Source organism: Thermus caliditerrae, assembly GCF_021462525.1.
GTDB lineage: Bacteria > Deinococcota > Deinococci > Deinococcales > Thermaceae > Thermus > Thermus caliditerrae.
Map to the genome: position 1 here is coordinate 1 of NZ_JAKEDT010000032.1, position 14,443 is coordinate 14,443.

21 protein-coding genes are annotated in these 14,443 nt (G+C 66.4%); 13 read left to right on the top strand and 8 right to left on the bottom strand.

Annotated elements, in window-relative coordinates; genetic code table 11:
• Both L1088_RS11860 and L1088_RS11865 read right to left on the bottom strand, forming a co-directional pair.
• Positions 1-982: hypothetical protein (locus L1088_RS11860; protein WP_234555260.1), on the bottom strand; the 982-nt coding region annotated here is incomplete at its 3' end.
• A gap of 10 nt (positions 983-992) precedes the next feature.
• Positions 993-1,301: a helix-turn-helix domain-containing protein gene (locus tag L1088_RS11865; RefSeq protein ID WP_038043857.1), complete on the bottom strand. Its 309-nt coding sequence runs from the start codon at positions 1,299-1,301 to the stop codon at positions 993-995.
• A gap of 332 nt (positions 1,302-1,633) precedes the next feature.
• Between L1088_RS11865 and L1088_RS11870 the strand changes: the two genes are divergently transcribed.
• A complete protein-coding gene (locus L1088_RS11870) occupies positions 1,634-2,575 on the top strand; it encodes a tyrosine-type recombinase/integrase (RefSeq protein WP_326490781.1) in 942 nt (313 codons plus the stop codon).
• A 14-nt stretch (positions 2,576-2,589) separates the two neighbouring features.
• Positions 2,590-3,375 (top strand): hypothetical protein, encoded by a 786-nt coding sequence (locus tag L1088_RS11875; RefSeq protein WP_234555261.1) that lies wholly within the window; start codon positions 2,590-2,592, stop codon positions 3,373-3,375.
• A gap of 36 nt (positions 3,376-3,411) precedes the next feature.
• Here L1088_RS11875 and L1088_RS11880 read toward each other — a convergent pair whose 3' ends face one another.
• The 4 genes from L1088_RS11880 to L1088_RS11895 form a co-directional block, all read right to left on the bottom strand.
• Positions 3,412-4,380: a DNA-methyltransferase gene (locus L1088_RS11880; RefSeq protein ID WP_234555262.1), complete on the bottom strand. Its 969-nt coding sequence runs from the start codon at positions 4,378-4,380 to the stop codon at positions 3,412-3,414.
• Between the two features lie 804 nt (positions 4,381-5,184).
• A complete protein-coding gene (locus L1088_RS11885) occupies positions 5,185-5,523 on the bottom strand; it encodes an ATPase (protein ID WP_234555263.1) in 339 nt (112 codons plus the stop codon).
• Entirely contained in the window at positions 5,520-6,179 is a 660-nt protein-coding gene (locus tag L1088_RS11890) for a ParA family protein (RefSeq protein ID WP_234555264.1), read from the bottom strand. Before L1088_RS11890 ends, L1088_RS11885 begins: the two co-directional genes overlap by 4 nt.
• A complete protein-coding gene (locus L1088_RS11895) occupies positions 6,176-6,388 on the bottom strand; it encodes a helix-turn-helix domain-containing protein (protein WP_038043853.1) in 213 nt (70 codons plus the stop codon). Before L1088_RS11895 ends, L1088_RS11890 begins: the two co-directional genes overlap by 4 nt.
• Positions 6,389-6,600: 212 nt before the next feature.
• Here L1088_RS11895 and L1088_RS12550 point away from each other — a divergent pair, with 212 nt between their 5' ends.
• Genes L1088_RS12550 through L1088_RS11945 form a run of 7 tightly spaced genes read left to right on the top strand, consistent with a single transcriptional unit; the run spans position 6,601 to position 11,274 of the window.
• Positions 6,601-7,518, top strand: a complete 918-nt coding sequence (locus L1088_RS12550; protein WP_326490778.1) for an ATP-binding protein — start codon at positions 6,601-6,603, stop codon at positions 7,516-7,518.
• Entirely contained in the window at positions 7,515-8,192 is a 678-nt protein-coding gene (locus tag L1088_RS11910) for a TolC family protein (protein WP_326490779.1), read from the top strand. The genes L1088_RS12550 and L1088_RS11910 overlap by 4 nt, the downstream gene beginning before the upstream one ends.
• 33 nt (positions 8,193-8,225) lie before the next feature.
• A complete protein-coding gene (locus L1088_RS11915; RefSeq protein ID WP_234555265.1) occupies positions 8,226-8,669 on the top strand; it encodes a hypothetical protein in 444 nt (147 codons plus the stop codon).
• A complete protein-coding gene (locus L1088_RS11920) occupies positions 8,666-8,938 on the top strand; it encodes a hypothetical protein (RefSeq protein ID WP_135343987.1) in 273 nt (90 codons plus the stop codon). Before L1088_RS11915 ends, L1088_RS11920 begins: the two co-directional genes overlap by 4 nt.
• Complete coding sequence (locus L1088_RS12555; protein WP_326490780.1) at positions 8,935-10,572, top strand: metal-dependent hydrolase; 1,638 nt, start codon at positions 8,935-8,937, stop codon at positions 10,570-10,572. The genes L1088_RS11920 and L1088_RS12555 overlap by 4 nt, the downstream gene beginning before the upstream one ends.
• A gap of 4 nt (positions 10,573-10,576) precedes the next feature.
• Positions 10,577-10,846, top strand: coding sequence for a hypothetical protein (locus L1088_RS11940; protein WP_234555268.1), 270 nt, complete (start codon positions 10,577-10,579; stop codon positions 10,844-10,846).
• Positions 10,843-11,274 (top strand): hypothetical protein, encoded by a 432-nt coding sequence (locus L1088_RS11945; protein WP_234555270.1) that lies wholly within the window; start codon positions 10,843-10,845, stop codon positions 11,272-11,274. The genes L1088_RS11940 and L1088_RS11945 overlap by 4 nt, the downstream gene beginning before the upstream one ends.
• A gap of 7 nt (positions 11,275-11,281) precedes the next feature.
• Here L1088_RS11945 and L1088_RS11950 read toward each other — a convergent pair whose 3' ends face one another.
• Both L1088_RS11950 and L1088_RS11955 read right to left on the bottom strand, forming a co-directional pair.
• Entirely contained in the window at positions 11,282-11,971 is a 690-nt protein-coding gene (locus L1088_RS11950) for a thermonuclease family protein (protein ID WP_234555272.1), read from the bottom strand.
• Positions 11,972-12,021: 50 nt separating this feature from the next.
• Complete coding sequence (locus L1088_RS11955; RefSeq protein WP_051906239.1) at positions 12,022-12,546, bottom strand: DUF2726 domain-containing protein; 525 nt, start codon at positions 12,544-12,546, stop codon at positions 12,022-12,024.
• Positions 12,547-12,876: 330 nt separating this feature from the next.
• Between L1088_RS11955 and L1088_RS11960 the strand changes: the two genes are divergently transcribed.
• From L1088_RS11960 to L1088_RS11970, 4 genes are all read left to right on the top strand, one after another.
• Positions 12,877-13,359, top strand: coding sequence for a hypothetical protein (locus L1088_RS11960; RefSeq protein WP_234555278.1), 483 nt, complete (start codon positions 12,877-12,879; stop codon positions 13,357-13,359).
• Between the two features lie 104 nt (positions 13,360-13,463).
• On the top strand, positions 13,464-13,802 hold the full coding sequence (locus L1088_RS11965) for a hypothetical protein (protein WP_234555274.1): 339 nt from the start codon (positions 13,464-13,466) through the stop codon (positions 13,800-13,802).
• On the top strand, positions 13,802-13,936 hold the full coding sequence (locus tag L1088_RS12495) for a hypothetical protein (RefSeq protein WP_267961257.1): 135 nt from the start codon (positions 13,802-13,804) through the stop codon (positions 13,934-13,936). The genes L1088_RS11965 and L1088_RS12495 overlap by 1 nt, the downstream gene beginning before the upstream one ends.
• Before the next feature lie 50 nt (positions 13,937-13,986).
• Positions 13,987-14,406, top strand: coding sequence for a hypothetical protein (locus L1088_RS11970; protein WP_234555275.1), 420 nt, complete (start codon positions 13,987-13,989; stop codon positions 14,404-14,406).
• Positions 14,407-14,443: the final 37 nt, after the last annotated feature.

Genomic DNA, 14,443 nt, shown 5'->3' on the forward strand with positions numbered 1-14,443 from the left:
CCTCGTAGCGCCGGGGGAACTCGGGGAGGAAGCGCTCCACCTTGGGCCACCAGTCGGGCACCGCCTGGGGCAGGAGGACCAGGTAGAAGGGCCCCGTGCCCGTGATCCCCATCACCTGCCCCTTCCCCAGGGCCGGGGGCCGGCCCAGGTCCGGGGGGGCGGGGTCAGGGGGCGCTTCCGGGGCCCGCCACACCCGCACCGGGTCCCGGCGGGGCGGGGGCTTGCCCCCTGGTTCCTTTCTCCCTGGGGCCTCCTTCTGCCCCCGGCCCTCCTCCTTCTGGGGAGGCCTTCCCTCCCGCACGCCTGCCGCTCCCCGCTCCCTGGGGGCCTCGGCCCCGTCCCCTGCAGGGGGCACCCCTTCCCCCTCCCCCCTGCTTCCCCTTTCCCGGGGCTCCAGGTAGGGGTTCTCCCGGCCCTGGATGGGGGGCGGGAGGGGGCGCCCCTCCTTCTTGGCCTGCAGGTACTTGCCCAGGGGCCAGGCCCTTTCCGCCAGGAGGTAGGGCCCGCCCAGCCTGCCCTCCAGCCGGTAGGCCTTCTTGGTCTCTAGCCGGGCGGTGAAGCCCCGGGCCCGCCGGAGGCCCACCTTGAAGGGCTCCCCGGCCTTGGGGAGGATGAGCAGGACCAGCCTCTCCCGGTCGGCGTAGAGGAGAACCCCCTGGACCACGGCCTGGGGCCCCTCGTAGGGCTCCCGCAGGCGGCTGGCCGCCTGGACGGAGAGGAGCCTGCCCCCCTCGTCCGTGCGGGGCCAGAGGGCGAAGACGCCCTCCCCGGCCTCCCCCTCCGGGTCCTTGAGGGCCTTGCCCCCCAGGACCGCCTCCACCCCCTGGGGAAGCCTCTCGGAGCGGAAGGCGCCCCCCTCCAGCACCCCGGGCAGGAAGAGGACGGCCTGGTGGGGCGGGTGCGGGGGGCGCTTCTCCCCCCGCTCCTTCCCCTCCCCCTGCCCTGCGGGGAGGGCTTCCCTGGCCTCCGCGGGCTCCGCCATCCCTTCCATCCTAGAGGCCGAAGCGCTTCAGGACCTCCCGGGCCCGGTCCACCACGCCCTTCCCGCCCTTCTCTGCCTTCTCCGGGGCCTCCAGGGAGCGGAGGAAGGCCTCGAGGCTCTCCCGGGTGATGCGGGCCGTGCGGCGGGTGGGGTGGACAAGCCTAAGGTGTCCGGCTTGGATGAGCCTCCACACCGTCGACCGGGACACCCCTAGGGCTTTCTGCACCTCCTCGTAGGTGAGGAGGAGCTTCCCCGCCAGGGGGTCTTTGGGGATTTCCTCGCCAGCGCCGGGCTTTTCCTTGCGGGAAGCCTCCGCCATGCCCCCATGTTACGGGACGGGACAGCCTGTGCCGGGAATGCTCTGGAACTTCCAGACATACAAACTCTGTAAGTCTGGAAGTCTGTAAGTCCGTATATTTGTCGCCAACCAAGAAGTTTTGTCGCCATATTCTGCGGCTTCCCCGCTCCCCCGCCGAGCCCGGTTTTGCGGGGTTTTCGCCCTTCCGGACGGGCTTTTCCTTCGGTCGGGGCCGCCTCGGGCAAATTCGCCAAACGAAGCTTTTACGAATGCTATACTTGGCGAAAGCCGCCCTGGGGGGCCTCGAGGGCACTAACCCCCGCGGGCCCGCCGGGGCAGGGAGGGAGGACCCCGTGAAGCCCGATCCCCACGCCGAACTCTTCGCCCGCTTCCGCCGCTACCTGGAGATGGAGGAAGGCCGCTCCCCCCGCACCGCCAGGGAGTACCTCATGGACGCCGCCCTCTTCTCCGCCTGGTTCCGGGAGCGCCACGGCAGGCCCCCCCGCTGGGAGGAGATCGGGAGCCAGCACATACGGGCCTTCCTCGCCTCCCGGGAGGTGAGCCCCCAGAGGGCCGGGCGCATCCTGGCAAGCCTCAGAAAGCTCTTCCGCTACCTCTCGGAGGTGGAGGGCCTTCCCATCCTCAAGGACCCCACCGAGGGGGTCAAGCGCCCCAAGGTTCCCCGGCGCCTCCCCGTCTACCTCACCCCGCCCGAGGTGGCCAGGCTTCTGGAAGCGGCCTACAAGCACCGCTCCCCCCGGCTCGGCCTCCGGGACTGGGCCCTCCTGGCCTTCCTCTACGGCACGGGCCTCCGCCTCTCCGAGGCCCTGGGGCTCACCTACTCCGACCTCGCCTATCAGGACGGCATCCCCCACGCCCTGAGGGTGCGGGGCAAGGGGGACAAGGAGCGGGTGGTGATCCTCTCCCCCACGGCCCAGAGGGCCCTCCACCAGTGGCTCAAGCACAGGAACCTCGAGGGGCACCCCACGAGCCCTTACATCTGGAGCCACACCTCGGGGCCCAACCGGGGGAAGCCCTTCTCCGCGCGGGCGGTGGAGGCCATGGTGAAGCGGGTGGCCCGGAGGGCGGGGCTGAAGGACTGGCACCGCATCACCCCCCACAAGCTCCGGCACTCCTACGCCTCCGCCCTGGTGGAGGCGGGCCGGGGCATCGACGAGGTGAAGGAGCTTCTGGGCCACTCCTCCATCAGCACCACCCAGGTCTACGTCCACGTCTCCCGCAAGCGCCTAGAGGAAGCGGCCAAAGCCTTGCCGGATGTGCTATCTTCCCATTGATGAGGTGAAACTCCATGAAGCACCTAGATGGTCCCAGTGAACCTGAGATCGAACTACTAATTGAGCATGTGTCCAGCAATCGTGCTGTCTTTTGGAATCCCCAGCCGTTATGGAAGGAGTTACTTCAATCTTGTTTTGCCGATCAAGAAATTTTGGAAAATGAATTAGGGCATATGATAGAAAAGTATAAAGAAAAGTTTACGCAGAACATCCGGCAATACTTAAAACATGGGATGAAAATGCCCCATGAGCAGGATCGTCGAAAGGAGGAAATATACATATACGATGTTGTAGAAGGTTGGTTTCTTGAGGAGATTGTAGCTAGGTGGATCGATTGTCAGTTGAGGAGACACTTCCCTGAAGTTAAGTTCAATGTAGAGTTTTCCGGAAAAGACAAGGGCAGACAATTTGTATTTGTCAAGGAGAGAGGTGACGAGACCAGCACAGACCCGGATTTGACAATAACCTTTCCTCAAGGGAAATTCTACTTGGAACTTCAAACTTCGCGCCAAGGTAGAAGAGATCTATATGACATAAAGGAATCTAAAAGGAACCGCCTGGCAAAAAAGGAGGGTGTTTTGCTATTTGCCCTTTTGCCTTCGGAGGCGACTTTTTTCCTTATCCCTAGTGAGCATTTACCCAAATTAAAGGTACGAGTGAACAACGCGTGGGGTGGAAAGTTGACCGCGTACGTGACTGCGGAGCAAATAGAGAAATATGGATGGGGGTACTACAATTTTTCCGAAGGCTTCCCGCCTTCTCTAGTCGAAAAGCTTCGTTTTTATGTGGATCCCCAATGAGATGCCCATTGGACCGTTGTTTGCTAAGGGTTGCGTTCAGGGTTGCATGAGAGTTAGCAAAGGGGGCACTGTTGTATCTGCATCTTTACCCGCCTCGCGAGAGATGACTGAAGACAACCTTTGTTGTGCAATGTCGTAATAGTGTTGGTTGATTTCGAAACCCAAGAAGTTTCGCCCCTCAAGATAGGCAGCAATTGCCGTGCTTCCGGAACCAACGAACGGATCAAGTACCAAAGCCCCCTGTTTCGTTGTTAGGCGTATCAAAAATTGAAGGAGCTGGACAGGCTTTACCGTGGGATGGTCGTTTTTCTCCCCCTTTTCGCTCCTGCTTGGCTTAGGCACGAGAAAGATAGGGGGAATGCCTTCAATCTCTTCTGTCTGAAGCACATTTGAAGGGGTGTAACCACCCTCTAGACGCGTTGAGAAATTGAAAAGTCCCACACCATATTTCAGGAAATTCTTAACAAGTGGTCCAATTGGGGGTTTTTGGGCTACAATAATCGGCTCAAAGTTGCCGCGGACCTGGGGGGTCTTCCAGTTTGCGAGAGCGTCCCTTTGTTCTTCCTCTACATATCGATCGAGGGAAGAAGCTTTGGTCCGTCCTTCTTTGTATAGCCAGATGAACATGTCGCGGATGTGAAATCCGGCATCCTCAATGGCTACTGCCATTCTGTGAACAAGCCGTGGGCTTGAGAAAGATAGGAAGTACCCTCCGGGTTTGAGTATGCGGTAAACCTTCTTGCTAACCTCCCCGTACCAAGATTGCAGCCTTCTTCCTTGTGCGGGATCGAATTTCATGCCCGCTGGCAAATTTTCGACCGCTTGGCGTTGTGTTTTGGTCTTGACTTTTTTCGGATCCCAAGCATTATCCAGTTTATCCAGAAAATAAGGAGGATCAGTTAAGACAAGATCGACAGATTCCGCCGCCACCTCTTGGATAAGCAGGAGGGCATCGCCGAGGTAGAGTTTGTTGATGGGTAGTTTTTGGGGGAGGTTGAAGCTCATTGTTCCTCCTCTTCTAGGAGCAGCTGAACTTGGTTTTGGCGAAGCGCTTGGGTAAGTAATTTGATAAACTCTTTTGGGGGTTCGCCTCTGAGATACCCCCTTTTCAGAGATCTGATTACCCAATTCCACTCAGAAATGCCGATAGTGCGACCGTTGCGGTCGAAGACGAGCCAGTTTCTATAGGCTCTATTGCAAAACTGACATTGAGGAATAGTGTTTCCGGGCTTTAGGGGTAAATGAGGATTCATGTGCCCCTTTTGGAGTACCACGATCTCACTTCGAGCGTAGTAAGGGTTGTAGTGGGGTTTCCCCTCCTCAGCCCCGCAAGTAGCGCAACGGTTGTTATAGAGGGCTTTTAGCCGTTCAAAGTCATCGCTGTTTATGCCAACATGCCTGTTTGGTGCTGGAGCTGTGAGCACTAGGCTTGCTAATGCGTAAGCATGGCCACCGGATGGAGGTGTAGGGAGACTTCTCAGGGCACTTCTCTTGGAAACAATCTGTATACCTAAATTCCTAGGGGCGTGCCTTGGAAATTGGCAATCGGCACCGTTGAGTTGGTCCAGAAGATTTTTGGGAAACCATGGGTTACCTGCTTTATAGGCCAGGTAAAGAGCCATCAAGCAAAGAGCACTCTTAGTTTGCGCGTCGGGAAGTCTAATTTCGGATCCGGGATTTGACCGTTCAAAATCGCTTTTCATGCAATTAAAGAGGTCCTTTAGGTCTAAAGCTGTGGCTTTGCCAAGGCTATCCTTTATTTCATCTGGAGTAAAGCCAAATAACTGATTAAGCTGCGTGCAATCCATTTTAGCTACCCCCAGTCTTGTAGAAGGTTTTTAATACATGATTGGAATGATTTAGAAGGTAGTCGATAGCTATTCTGATTAGTGTGTTTTCAGTTATTCTCTCCCCACCCTTTCGCTCCCGGTTCAGCTTCCTGGCCAGGGCGGTGAGGGCGTCCAGCTGGTCGGGGCGGAGCCTGCACTCCTTGCGGACATAGGTCAGGTACTTGGGGGTGGGGCGCTCCTTGGGGGCTTCCGCAGGGGCGGGCGCCTGGGGCTCTTCCTTGGGGGACGCCTCCTGGGGCGGGGCTTCCAGCGCCCCCGCCTCCTCCCGCACCAGCTCCGCCAGCCGCTTCCTCTTCATGCCCCCTCCCGAACCTCTTCCAGGGCCAAGGCCTTCTCCCCCAGCTCCCGCAGGAGCTCCTCCGCCACCCGCCGGTAGTCCGCCTCCCCTTCCCTGGCGTTCGGGCCCCGCCAGCGGGTGATGGGCTTCCCCTCCAGGGCGGCCCGCTCGTGGGCCTTGTAGGCCCGCACGAAGGCGTGGAAGGCGGGCACCCCGGCTTCCATGAGGGCGGTTTGGGCCTCGAGGGCCTCCCCCAGGCTCCGGGGGTCCACCCGGGTCAGGAGGACCCGGTGGGCCACCCCCAGGGGACGCACCGCGGCCCGCACGGTTTCCACCAGGGCCTCGAGGTCCAGGGGGGCCGGGGGCGTGGGCAGGAGGGCGAAGTCCGAGGCCTTGAGGACGGCCTGGAGGGCTTCCGAGCGCAGGGCGGGGGGCGTGTCCACCACCACCAGGCCGTAGCCCTGCACCTTCCGCAGGCGCAGGAGCAGGGCGGGGTCGTTCTCCTGGGCCAGGTCGAAGGGCATCTCCCCCCGGCCCGCCCACCAGGAGGCGGAGCCTTGGGGGTCGGCGTCCACCAGGAGGACGGGGGCCCTCTCCGCCAGGATGGCGGCCAGGTTGACGGCGGTGGTGGTCTTGCCCACCCCGCCCTTGCCGTTGACCACGGCCACCACCTTCATCCGCGTACCTCCTTCAGGGCCTCCTCCAGGCGATCCTCCCCGCCCAGAAGCCGGACCCCCTCTTCCCAGGGCACCCGCCACAGCCTCCCGGCCCGGTGCCCCTTCACCTCCCCGGTGCGGAGCCAGCGGCGCACCGTTTCCGGACTTACCCGGAGGGCTTCGGCCAGCTCCTCGGGGGTGAGGAAGAGGGGCTTGCCCACGGGGAGCATGCTACCCACTTGACGCACAGAATGCAAGAGGGGCGGCAGCGGGCCCTCCGGGCGCTGGCTTTGCGCTTTCCGGAACCCCAAACTTACAGACTCCGGAAGTTACAGACTTACAGAGTTCGGTACTTCCAGACTTCCAGACTTCCAGACTTCCAGACTTACAGAGTTACAGAGTTACAGAGTTACAGAGTTCGGAAGTCTGTTAGTCTGGAAGTATGTTCGTGGGCCGGAAGGAGGAGGGGCGGGCGGTCCTGCTCTCCGTCCGCGCCGGGAGGGGGGTGGTCCTGGTGGGCCCGCCGGGGTACGGGAAGACGGCCCTCCTGCAGGAGCTGAGACCGGCCCTCGAGGCCTGGTCCGTGGTCCTGTGGGCGGACAAGCTTTCCCCCTTCGGGGCCTTCCTCAAGGACCTCTTCCGGTCCCTGTGGGACGCCCGCATCCCCGTGGAGGGGGTGGGCCTCTCCAAGGATCCGGAGGCGGACCTGAAGGCCTGGGGCAGGCGCTACCCGTCCAACGACGAGAAGGCCAAGAGCCTGGTGCGGGCCCTCCGGGCCTACGCCGAGAGGGGCGTGAACCGGGCCGCGGTGGTGGTGGACGACGCCACGGGGGTCCAGGGGAGCATGGTGCCCTGGCTGGTGGCCCTGGCCGAGGCCGCCACCCTGGTGCTGGCTGTCCACCCCGACACCCTGAAGAAGGCCAACACCAAGCGCCTCTGGATGCGCCTGGACCGGGTGGACCTGCCTCCCCTCTCCCCCAAGGAAACCCGGGCCCTGGCCGAGGCCCTCATGGAGCGCTACGGGGTGGTGGCCGAGGACAAGGAGGCCTACCTCTCCCGGGTGGCGGCCCTCTCCGCCGGGGTGCCGGGGGAGGTGGAGCGCCTGGTGCGGTATGTGAGCGCGGAGGACATCGTGAGGAACCGGGATGTGGGCACGGGCTACGCCGAGGGCCTGGCCCGGCGGGAGGAGCGGGGCCTGGCCCTGGCCCCCATCCTCCTGGTGGCGGGGGGCGCGGCCATCGCCGCCCGCTACCTGGGCCTGGCCCGGGGGGAGATGGACCTGTATGTGGCGGGGGGATTGGGGATCGCCCTTTTCGTGGTCCTGGCCCCCTGGCTCAGAAAGGCGGTGGTGGCGCAGTGAGGGCCTTCGTCCTCCTCCCCCTCCTCTCCCTGGCCCTGGCCCAGGCCCCGGGCCTGACCCAGGCGGAGGCCCGCCTCCTGGAGCGCCTGGTGGAGGAGGCCCTGCCCCGGGACCCCGGCTATCTGAAGGCCCTGGCCGACCTCGAGGCCGCCCCCCAGGCCCTGGGCATCCTCGGGGCGGTTTCCGCCCAGGCGGGGGCGGCCCTGGCGGGGGAGTACGGGCAGGTGGGCTTGAGCTACCGGCTTTCCCTCTCCCTGGACCTGGCCGAGCTCTTCCGGGACCGGGGGCCCGCCCTCCGGGCCCTCGAGGCCCAGGCCGAGGCCCAGCGGCGGGAGGTGCGGGTGCGGGTGGCGGGGGCCTTCTTCCGCTGGCTCGCCGCCCGGGAGGCGGCGCGCACCGCCGCCGACGGGGTGGAGGCCCGGGAGGCCGAGCTGAAGGCCCTCCAGGCCCGGGCCCGGGTGGGGGCCGCCACCCCCGCCGAGGTCCTGGCCGCCGCCGAGCGCCTCTCCCAAGCCCGCCTGGCCCTCTACCGGGCCAACCTGGACCTGGCCCTGGCCCTGGAGGACCTGGCCCGGACGGCGGGCCTGTCCCTGGACGCTCTGAGAGCCCTTCTGAGGCCCCTGGAGGAGGGAGGGGGTACATCGGTAGCCCCCCCTCGGGCCAAGGGGCCTTAGCGGCCGTTTTAGGGGGGGAATATGCTCCTTTCTGTGAAGGTTCCGCTTTGGGTCCTGCCCCTGGCCCTCCTCCTGGCGGGGTGCGACCCCCCGGTGGCCCAGCACCGGGAGGAGGTGCCCCTGAGGCTTTACCGCTGGAGCCCGGAGGGGGACCTCCCCCCCGAGCCCGCGCCGGGGGAGCCCCTGCGGGTGGAGGTCCTGCTCCACCGCCAGGGGGCCCTGGTCCAGGCCGTCCTCCGCACATGGGGAGGCCTGCCCGCCGAGGGGGATGCGGCCCTCCTGCTGGAGGGGCCGGGAGGGGAGCGGGCGGGGGAGGCCTACGGGGACGGGAAGAGGCCGGTTGCGGTCCGGGGAAGGGCGGACCGCCCCGCCTGCGCCTGGTGGATGGTGAGCCTCTCCCCCGACCCCTGGCGGGAGGACGAAACCGAAACCCGCTTCTACCAGGCCCACGGGCGGGTGTGCGAGGAGGGGAGATGAGGGCGGAGGAGCTGGACCTGCTGCGGCGGAGGGCGGCGGAGCTGGAGGCGCGGGTGCTTTCCCTGGAGGCGGAGAGGCAGAAGCTCCTGGCCCGCCTGGCCTACCTCGAGGCCCAGACCCCCTCCGGGGGCGCGCTTTCCCGGGAGAAGGCCCTGGAGCTTCACGCGCTCCTTTCGGCGGTCTGGCTTGACCTGAACGAGGTGCGCCCGGGCCGGGTGCCCGACCTGGACCGGGCCCTGAGGCTTTTGGAGGAGGCTCTCGGGCCGTGACCGCCGGGACCCACCTGGCCGGGGCCGCCCTCACCGCCGCCTTCCTCCGGGGCTTCGGGGTGGAGGTGGGCCTCCTGGAGGGCCTGGCCCTGGCCTGGGGCTCGGTGATGCCCGATGTGGACACCACCACCTCCGGGCCCGGCAAGTTCCTGAGGCCCCTTTCCTCCTTCCTGGAGCGGCGCTTCGGCCACCGCACCCTCACCCACTCCCTCCCCTTCACCCTCCTCCTGGCCCTCCTCCTCTACCCCCTGTGGCGGGCCAGCCCCTCCGCCTACTGGGCCTTTCTGGCGGGCTACCTCTCCCACCTGCTCCTGGACACCCTGAATGTGAACGGGGTGCCCCTCCTGTGGCCCTGGCGGGTGCAGTTCTGGTTCTTCGCCGCCCGGGAGTGGCGCATCCGCTACGCCTCCCCCCAGGAGGCCACCCTGGCCCTCGCCCTGGCCCTCGCCGCCTTCGCCCTGTGGCCCGTTTCCGGCCAGGGGTTCGCCTCCGCCTTCCGGCACCTGGTGGGCACCCCCGAGGTGGCGGTGCTGGACTACCTGGACTGGCGGGACCGGCGGGAGGTGTGGGCGGAGGTGAGGGGGTTCAACCGGGAAACCCAGGAGCCCGTGGAGGGGCGCTTCCTGGTGGTGGAGGCCCTGGGGCGGGAGGGGGTCCTGGTGGAGGACGAGCTGGGGCGCACCCTGGCGGTGAGCCGGAACGGGCAGGTGGTGGCCTACCGGGTGCGCATGCACCGGGGGCGGCCCCAGGTCCTGAGGGAGTGGCGGGTGGACCTCGCGGGGAGGCTTTTGGGGGACCTGCTCCAGGCCCTTCCCAAGGGGGCCCGGCGGGTCTGGATCACCGGCGAGGCGGTGCCCGCCACCGAGCCCCCGCCCCTGGTGCCCCCGGTGGGCACCTACCCCCGGGTGGAGGCCTCCGCGAGCCCGCCCCGCCTGGCCCTCCACGCCGCCCGGCCCGAGGACCTGGCCCCCCTCGCGGGCCTGTACCTGAAGGCGGGGAGCGCCGTGGTGCGGGCCGCCTTCGCCCCCGGGGAGGAGGCCTCCCTCCTCCTCCCCGACCTCCCGGCCCTGCCCCGGGTCCACCCCGTGGTCATCCCCGACCTGCCCAGCCTCTCCGGCCTCCTGGTGCGCCCCGGGGACCGGGTGGAGGAGGGGGAGCCCCTGGCCCGGTATGTGGACGAGGCCCCCCTGGAGGAGCTTGCCGAGCGGGCGGAGGCCAGGCGGGAGGAGGCTTCCCGCCTCGAGGCCGACCTCGCCCGGCTGGAGGAGCGCTTCCGGCTGGAGAGGGAGGCCCTGGAGGGGGAGCTTGCCCGGGCCCGGGAGGCCAGGGACCGCCTGCGCTACCTGGCCGCCCAGGGGGCGGAGCCCCGGCTGAAGCTCCTGGAGGCCGAGGCCCGGGTGGAGGAGCTTCTGGCCAGGCGGAAGCGCCTGGTCCTGGACTACACCGGGGAGCGGGCCCGGCTGGAGGAGCGCCTGCGGGAGGCCAGGCTGGAGGCCTCGAGGCTCGAGCGGAGGCGGGACCGGGAGGCGGAGCGCCAGCTCGTGCGCGCCCCCGTGGCGGGCCGGGTGGCGGAGGTGAAGGTGCGGGACCTCACCCCCAAGGGGGTGACAGTAGAAGTGGTTTTGGTAGAGTGATTGTATGTTGAAGCAGTTAGTGCCAGTTGGGCTCTTAGGCGTCCTGCTCGTTTTGGTTGCCGCTGGGGTTTTCAGCCAGAGCGCACCTGGTTCTCCCGCTTCCATGGTTCCCAGAAATCGGTTGGAGATAGAGCCTCTTTATATGGACGGGGCTATCAAAGGCGATTCGGTTTCTCTAGCGATTTCACCAGATGGGAAGAGGCTATTTGTAGCTATCCTGGACAATCAGCAAGGCCTCCGGGTTTACCGCATACCTGTGGAGAGGGTTCCATGAGCGAAAAAGCTACCACTAACGGTTCTTTTGGCGGGGATGACTCCTCTCGAGAGAACTTGTTAGCAAGAATTGGAGAAATCGAAAAAAGGATGCGTGAACTTGAAGACAAGTTGGTGCGGAGCTACGAGTCTATGGTCAAGGTTCACGAAACAATAGCGTCCCAAACCCGGTGGTTGTTGGGGGTTTTCGCGCTTCTCCTAACGATATTGGTTGGGAGCAGCTTCGTTTCCATATGGTCTTTCCAGGAGAGAGCTAATGCTCAAATAGTTGAGGCTAACCTCAAGCTTCAAGGCGCTATAACATCTGAGATTCAGGATATTCGCAAACATATCGAAAACCGCATTGCTAACTTTACCCTAGATTGGGGGTCTAGGGTTGAACAGCTAGAGAATGAGGTCAAGCGCCTAAAGGAGGAATTGGGGCGTTGAATCCTGTCTAATTCTCGCACCCCATCTCATCCCGGTCCCCGTCAAAGCGGTGGGGGTCGGGGGGTAAAACTTTGAAGTTGCGGAAAGGGATGTCCCCACAGTCCAAGTCAGGAGGTGGAGGAGGGATGCAAACCGTGGGGTAGGCGGGGTCGCACTTCCCGCTTCCCGGCCTCGAGGACCCCTGCGCGCCCTTCCCCCACATCCCCATCCCCCTGGCCCGGGCCTCCCGCGCCGCCTGGAGGTAGAGGTCGGTGTACCGGACATTGGGGGGCACCGTGTAGGGCTCGGCCCACCCGGCGCGCACCACTTCCAGGTTGACTTGGCGGAAGCGCCTGCCCCCATAGGTCCAGTCCCCCTTGGGGTCCTCCAGGTACAGGTAGGCCAGCACCCGGCGGTAGCGGTCCCGCTCCTGGACATCCAGCTCCACCCAGATCCGCTTCCCCTGGAGCAGGCGGGTGAGGAAGGCTTTGGCCTCGAGACCCAGCCGGACTTCCTCCGGGCCCGAGGTCCTCCGGTTGTACCCCGACTCCGGCGCGTCTATCCCGATGAGCCGCACGGCGCCCAGCCCGGCCAGCTCCACCGTGTCCCCGTCTACCACCCGCACTACTTGAACGGGCCCCTGAAGCCTGCCCTGGGGGGTGAGGGCCAGGGCCAGGCTCAGGAGGGCCGCCCACGCCAGGCCGGAGAGGAGCTTCATGCTCTCAAGGTAGCCGGAAGGAACTCCCCGCAGGCCTCCCCGAACCCCCGCTATCCCCTCCTTCCCCCTTCCTGGCTCCCATTCCCCAAGTGGGCCTCCACCATCCGCCGTACTTCTTCCAAGGTGTAGGCCTCCTTGACCCTCACCCGGGCCAAGGGCAGGCCTATCTTGCCGACCAGCCTCTCCAGGAAGCGATCCCGCGCCTGCCGGGCCTCCTGCTCGTGGCTTCTGTCGTCAAGCTCGATGGCCAGCAGGGGCTTGGCGTCCCGGGCCCGCACCAGGAGGAAGTCGAGGTGCTTGGCCTGCACCCGGTTGAGGGCGGCCTGCCGCTCACTGCCCCGGGCCTCCACGGTTAGGAGGTCCAAAAGGCGCACCTTGGGCCAGACCTTGACCCCCTCGGGCAGGACCTTTTCCAGCACCCCAAGGAAGGACCGCTCCGCCGGGGTGAGAAGGGAGGTCTTGAGGCGGTAGGGGAGGGGCGCGTCTTCGGGCCTCGAGGACCCGGGCTTTTTCCGGAGGGCCGCGGCCAGTACCGCCAGACCGAGGAGGAGCAGCAGAAAGAAGAGGGCTTCCATTCCAGGCTCCAGGATACGGGAAGCGCTACCGCTTCGAGGAGCCGCTCCTGCTTGTGCTCGCCGCATCCTCCCCCACCCCTTCCCCCCACCCCCTGCCCCCGCCCCCCTTCCCGCCGTCCTCCCCCGAAGGGGGGCGGGGGAGGTGGAGGGCTTTCTTCTTTTCCGCGCCGGGCTGGGGCCCATTGTGGGGCGCTCCAGGCCTTCGGCAAGGCCGAGCCCTTCGGGTGGGGCCCCTTCCCCAGCCTTGCCTCCGGCCCTCCGCGCCCTCTTTTGGGGCCCCTGCGCCCGGCGCGGGGAAAATGGCGCGGGCGGGAAAGGCGGGTGTTCGGCATGTCCCAGCAGGCTCTTACCCTCTCCGGCGTGGTGGCCTTCGCGGGCTCCCGGCACGGCTCCCCCTGGCCCGTGGCCCCGGTGGTGCGCCTGGTTCTCGCCTCCGGGGGCGCGGTGCGGGTGGGGGATCAGCGCGGGGTGGATGCGGCCGTGCGTGCGGCCTGCCCCTCGGCGGTGGTGGTGCGGGCCTCCTGGTTCCCCGGCCCGCCCGCCGCTCAGCTCCACCAGCGCACCCGGGCCGTGGTCCTGGGCCACCCCGGCATGGGCCTGCCCCCCGCTTCCGCCCTCCTGGTCTTCCCCCCGGCGGGGGGCGCTCCCGCCTTGGGGCCCGGCTCCTCCCTGGCCCTCCGCCTGGCCGTGGGGGCGGGCCTCCCGGTGTGGGTGGCCGGGGATCCCCGCCCTTCCGGGCCGGGGTGGGCCCCCCTCTCCCTGGCCGGGGTGCCGGGGTGGGTTCTGTACCCGGTTCAGTCTACGCTTTTCTAGCCCTAAGAGCTTGACAAAAGCGCTTTTGTGTCATATCATGAAGATGGAAACGGAGGCCGGAGCCCCGCCAAGAGCCAGGCCTCCGGGTTCCAAAGGAGGAAACCATGAAGGAGCTTAGCACGCAGGCACAGGTTCGGGTTCTCTCCCGGGAGCAGGCCCTTTGGCAGGCCGCTTGGGTTCTCGCCCGCGCCCGGGAGAAGGTGGCGGAGCTTTACGGGTGGGCCGTGGCCGGGGGGGCGGGGAGCGCCTTCACCCCCCTCATCCTCGCCCAGGAGGTCCACGCGGCCCTGCAGGAGGCCCTCGCCTTCGCCCGCGCCTTCGCGGACTTCGGCAACTTTGAGCAGAGCGTGGGCGCGTTCATGGAGGAGGCCCGCCTCGAGGCCGCCCGCATCCTGGCCCGCCGGGAGGCTCAGGCCCCCCAAGGGGAGGAGGTGCCCTTCTAATGCGCGCCCTTCTCGCCTTCCTCCTCGCACTTCTGGTCCTGGCCGCCCCCCTTGCGGCCGCAGGCGCTGAAGACCCCGGCCTGGTCCAGCCCCTCTCCGACGAGGTGAAGGGCCTCGGGCCCGGCAGGAAGTAGTCCCTTGGGGGCGGGGATCTCCGCCCCCTCCCTTCCCGAAGGAGGACCCCGTGAAGCCCGAACCCAAGACCGAAACCGCCGCCAGCCTTAAGGAAACCCTGGACGCCCTGCGCCAGAGGGCCCAGACCCTCATCGCCGCCATCGCCGCCCACGCAGAGGCGCGCCTGGCCTACGAAGCGGCCTTGGACGCCCTGGAGGACGCCCGGGCCCGCGTGGTGCGGGAGGGCCGCAAGGTACGGGCTACGCCCGTGAACGAGGGCAGGAACGAGCAGGCCCGGCAGGCCGAGCTTCTGGAGAAGACCCGGGAGGAAGAGGAGGCCGTGCGGAGCGCCCGGGCCGTGTACCGGGTGGCCGAGGCCAACCTGGAGATGGCCCGGGTGGCCTGGAGCCTGGAGAAGGAGGCCCTGCGGGCCCTTGCCGCCCTGATGGGGGAGGCCTTCCCCGAGGGGGTGGGAAGCCTGAGGGGTTGAGCTGTGGAGAGGAGCCCCGGCCCCGCCTGCCCCCCGC

Coding starts and splice junctions, on each gene's coding strand:
- L1088_RS11865 (WP_038043857.1), bottom strand. CDS start 1,301: ATGGCGGAGGCTTCCCGCAAGGAAAAGCCCGGCGCTGGCGAGGAAATC.
- L1088_RS11875 (WP_234555261.1), top strand. CDS start 2,590: ATGAAGCACCTAGATGGTCCCAGTGAACCTGAGATCGAACTACTAATT.
- L1088_RS11880 (WP_234555262.1), bottom strand. CDS start 4,380: ATGAGCTTCAACCTCCCCCAAAAACTACCCATCAACAAACTCTACCTC.
- L1088_RS11885 (WP_234555263.1), bottom strand. CDS start 5,523: ATGAAGAGGAAGCGGCTGGCGGAGCTGGTGCGGGAGGAGGCGGGGGCG.
- L1088_RS11890 (WP_234555264.1), bottom strand. CDS start 6,179: ATGAAGGTGGTGGCCGTGGTCAACGGCAAGGGCGGGGTGGGCAAGACC.
- L1088_RS11895 (WP_038043853.1), bottom strand. CDS start 6,388: ATGCTCCCCGTGGGCAAGCCCCTCTTCCTCACCCCCGAGGAGCTGGCC.
- L1088_RS12550 (WP_326490778.1), top strand. CDS start 6,601: ATGTTCGTGGGCCGGAAGGAGGAGGGGCGGGCGGTCCTGCTCTCCGTC.
- L1088_RS11920 (WP_135343987.1), top strand. CDS start 8,666: ATGAGGGCGGAGGAGCTGGACCTGCTGCGGCGGAGGGCGGCGGAGCTG.
- L1088_RS11940 (WP_234555268.1), top strand. CDS start 10,577: ATGTTGAAGCAGTTAGTGCCAGTTGGGCTCTTAGGCGTCCTGCTCGTT.
- L1088_RS11945 (WP_234555270.1), top strand. CDS start 10,843: ATGAGCGAAAAAGCTACCACTAACGGTTCTTTTGGCGGGGATGACTCC.
- L1088_RS11950 (WP_234555272.1), bottom strand. CDS start 11,971: ATGAAGCTCCTCTCCGGCCTGGCGTGGGCGGCCCTCCTGAGCCTGGCC.
- L1088_RS11955 (WP_051906239.1), bottom strand. CDS start 12,546: ATGGAAGCCCTCTTCTTTCTGCTGCTCCTCCTCGGTCTGGCGGTACTG.
- L1088_RS11960 (WP_234555278.1), top strand. CDS start 12,877: ATGTCCCAGCAGGCTCTTACCCTCTCCGGCGTGGTGGCCTTCGCGGGC.
- L1088_RS11965 (WP_234555274.1), top strand. CDS start 13,464: ATGAAGGAGCTTAGCACGCAGGCACAGGTTCGGGTTCTCTCCCGGGAG.
- L1088_RS12495 (WP_267961257.1), top strand. CDS start 13,802: ATGCGCGCCCTTCTCGCCTTCCTCCTCGCACTTCTGGTCCTGGCCGCC.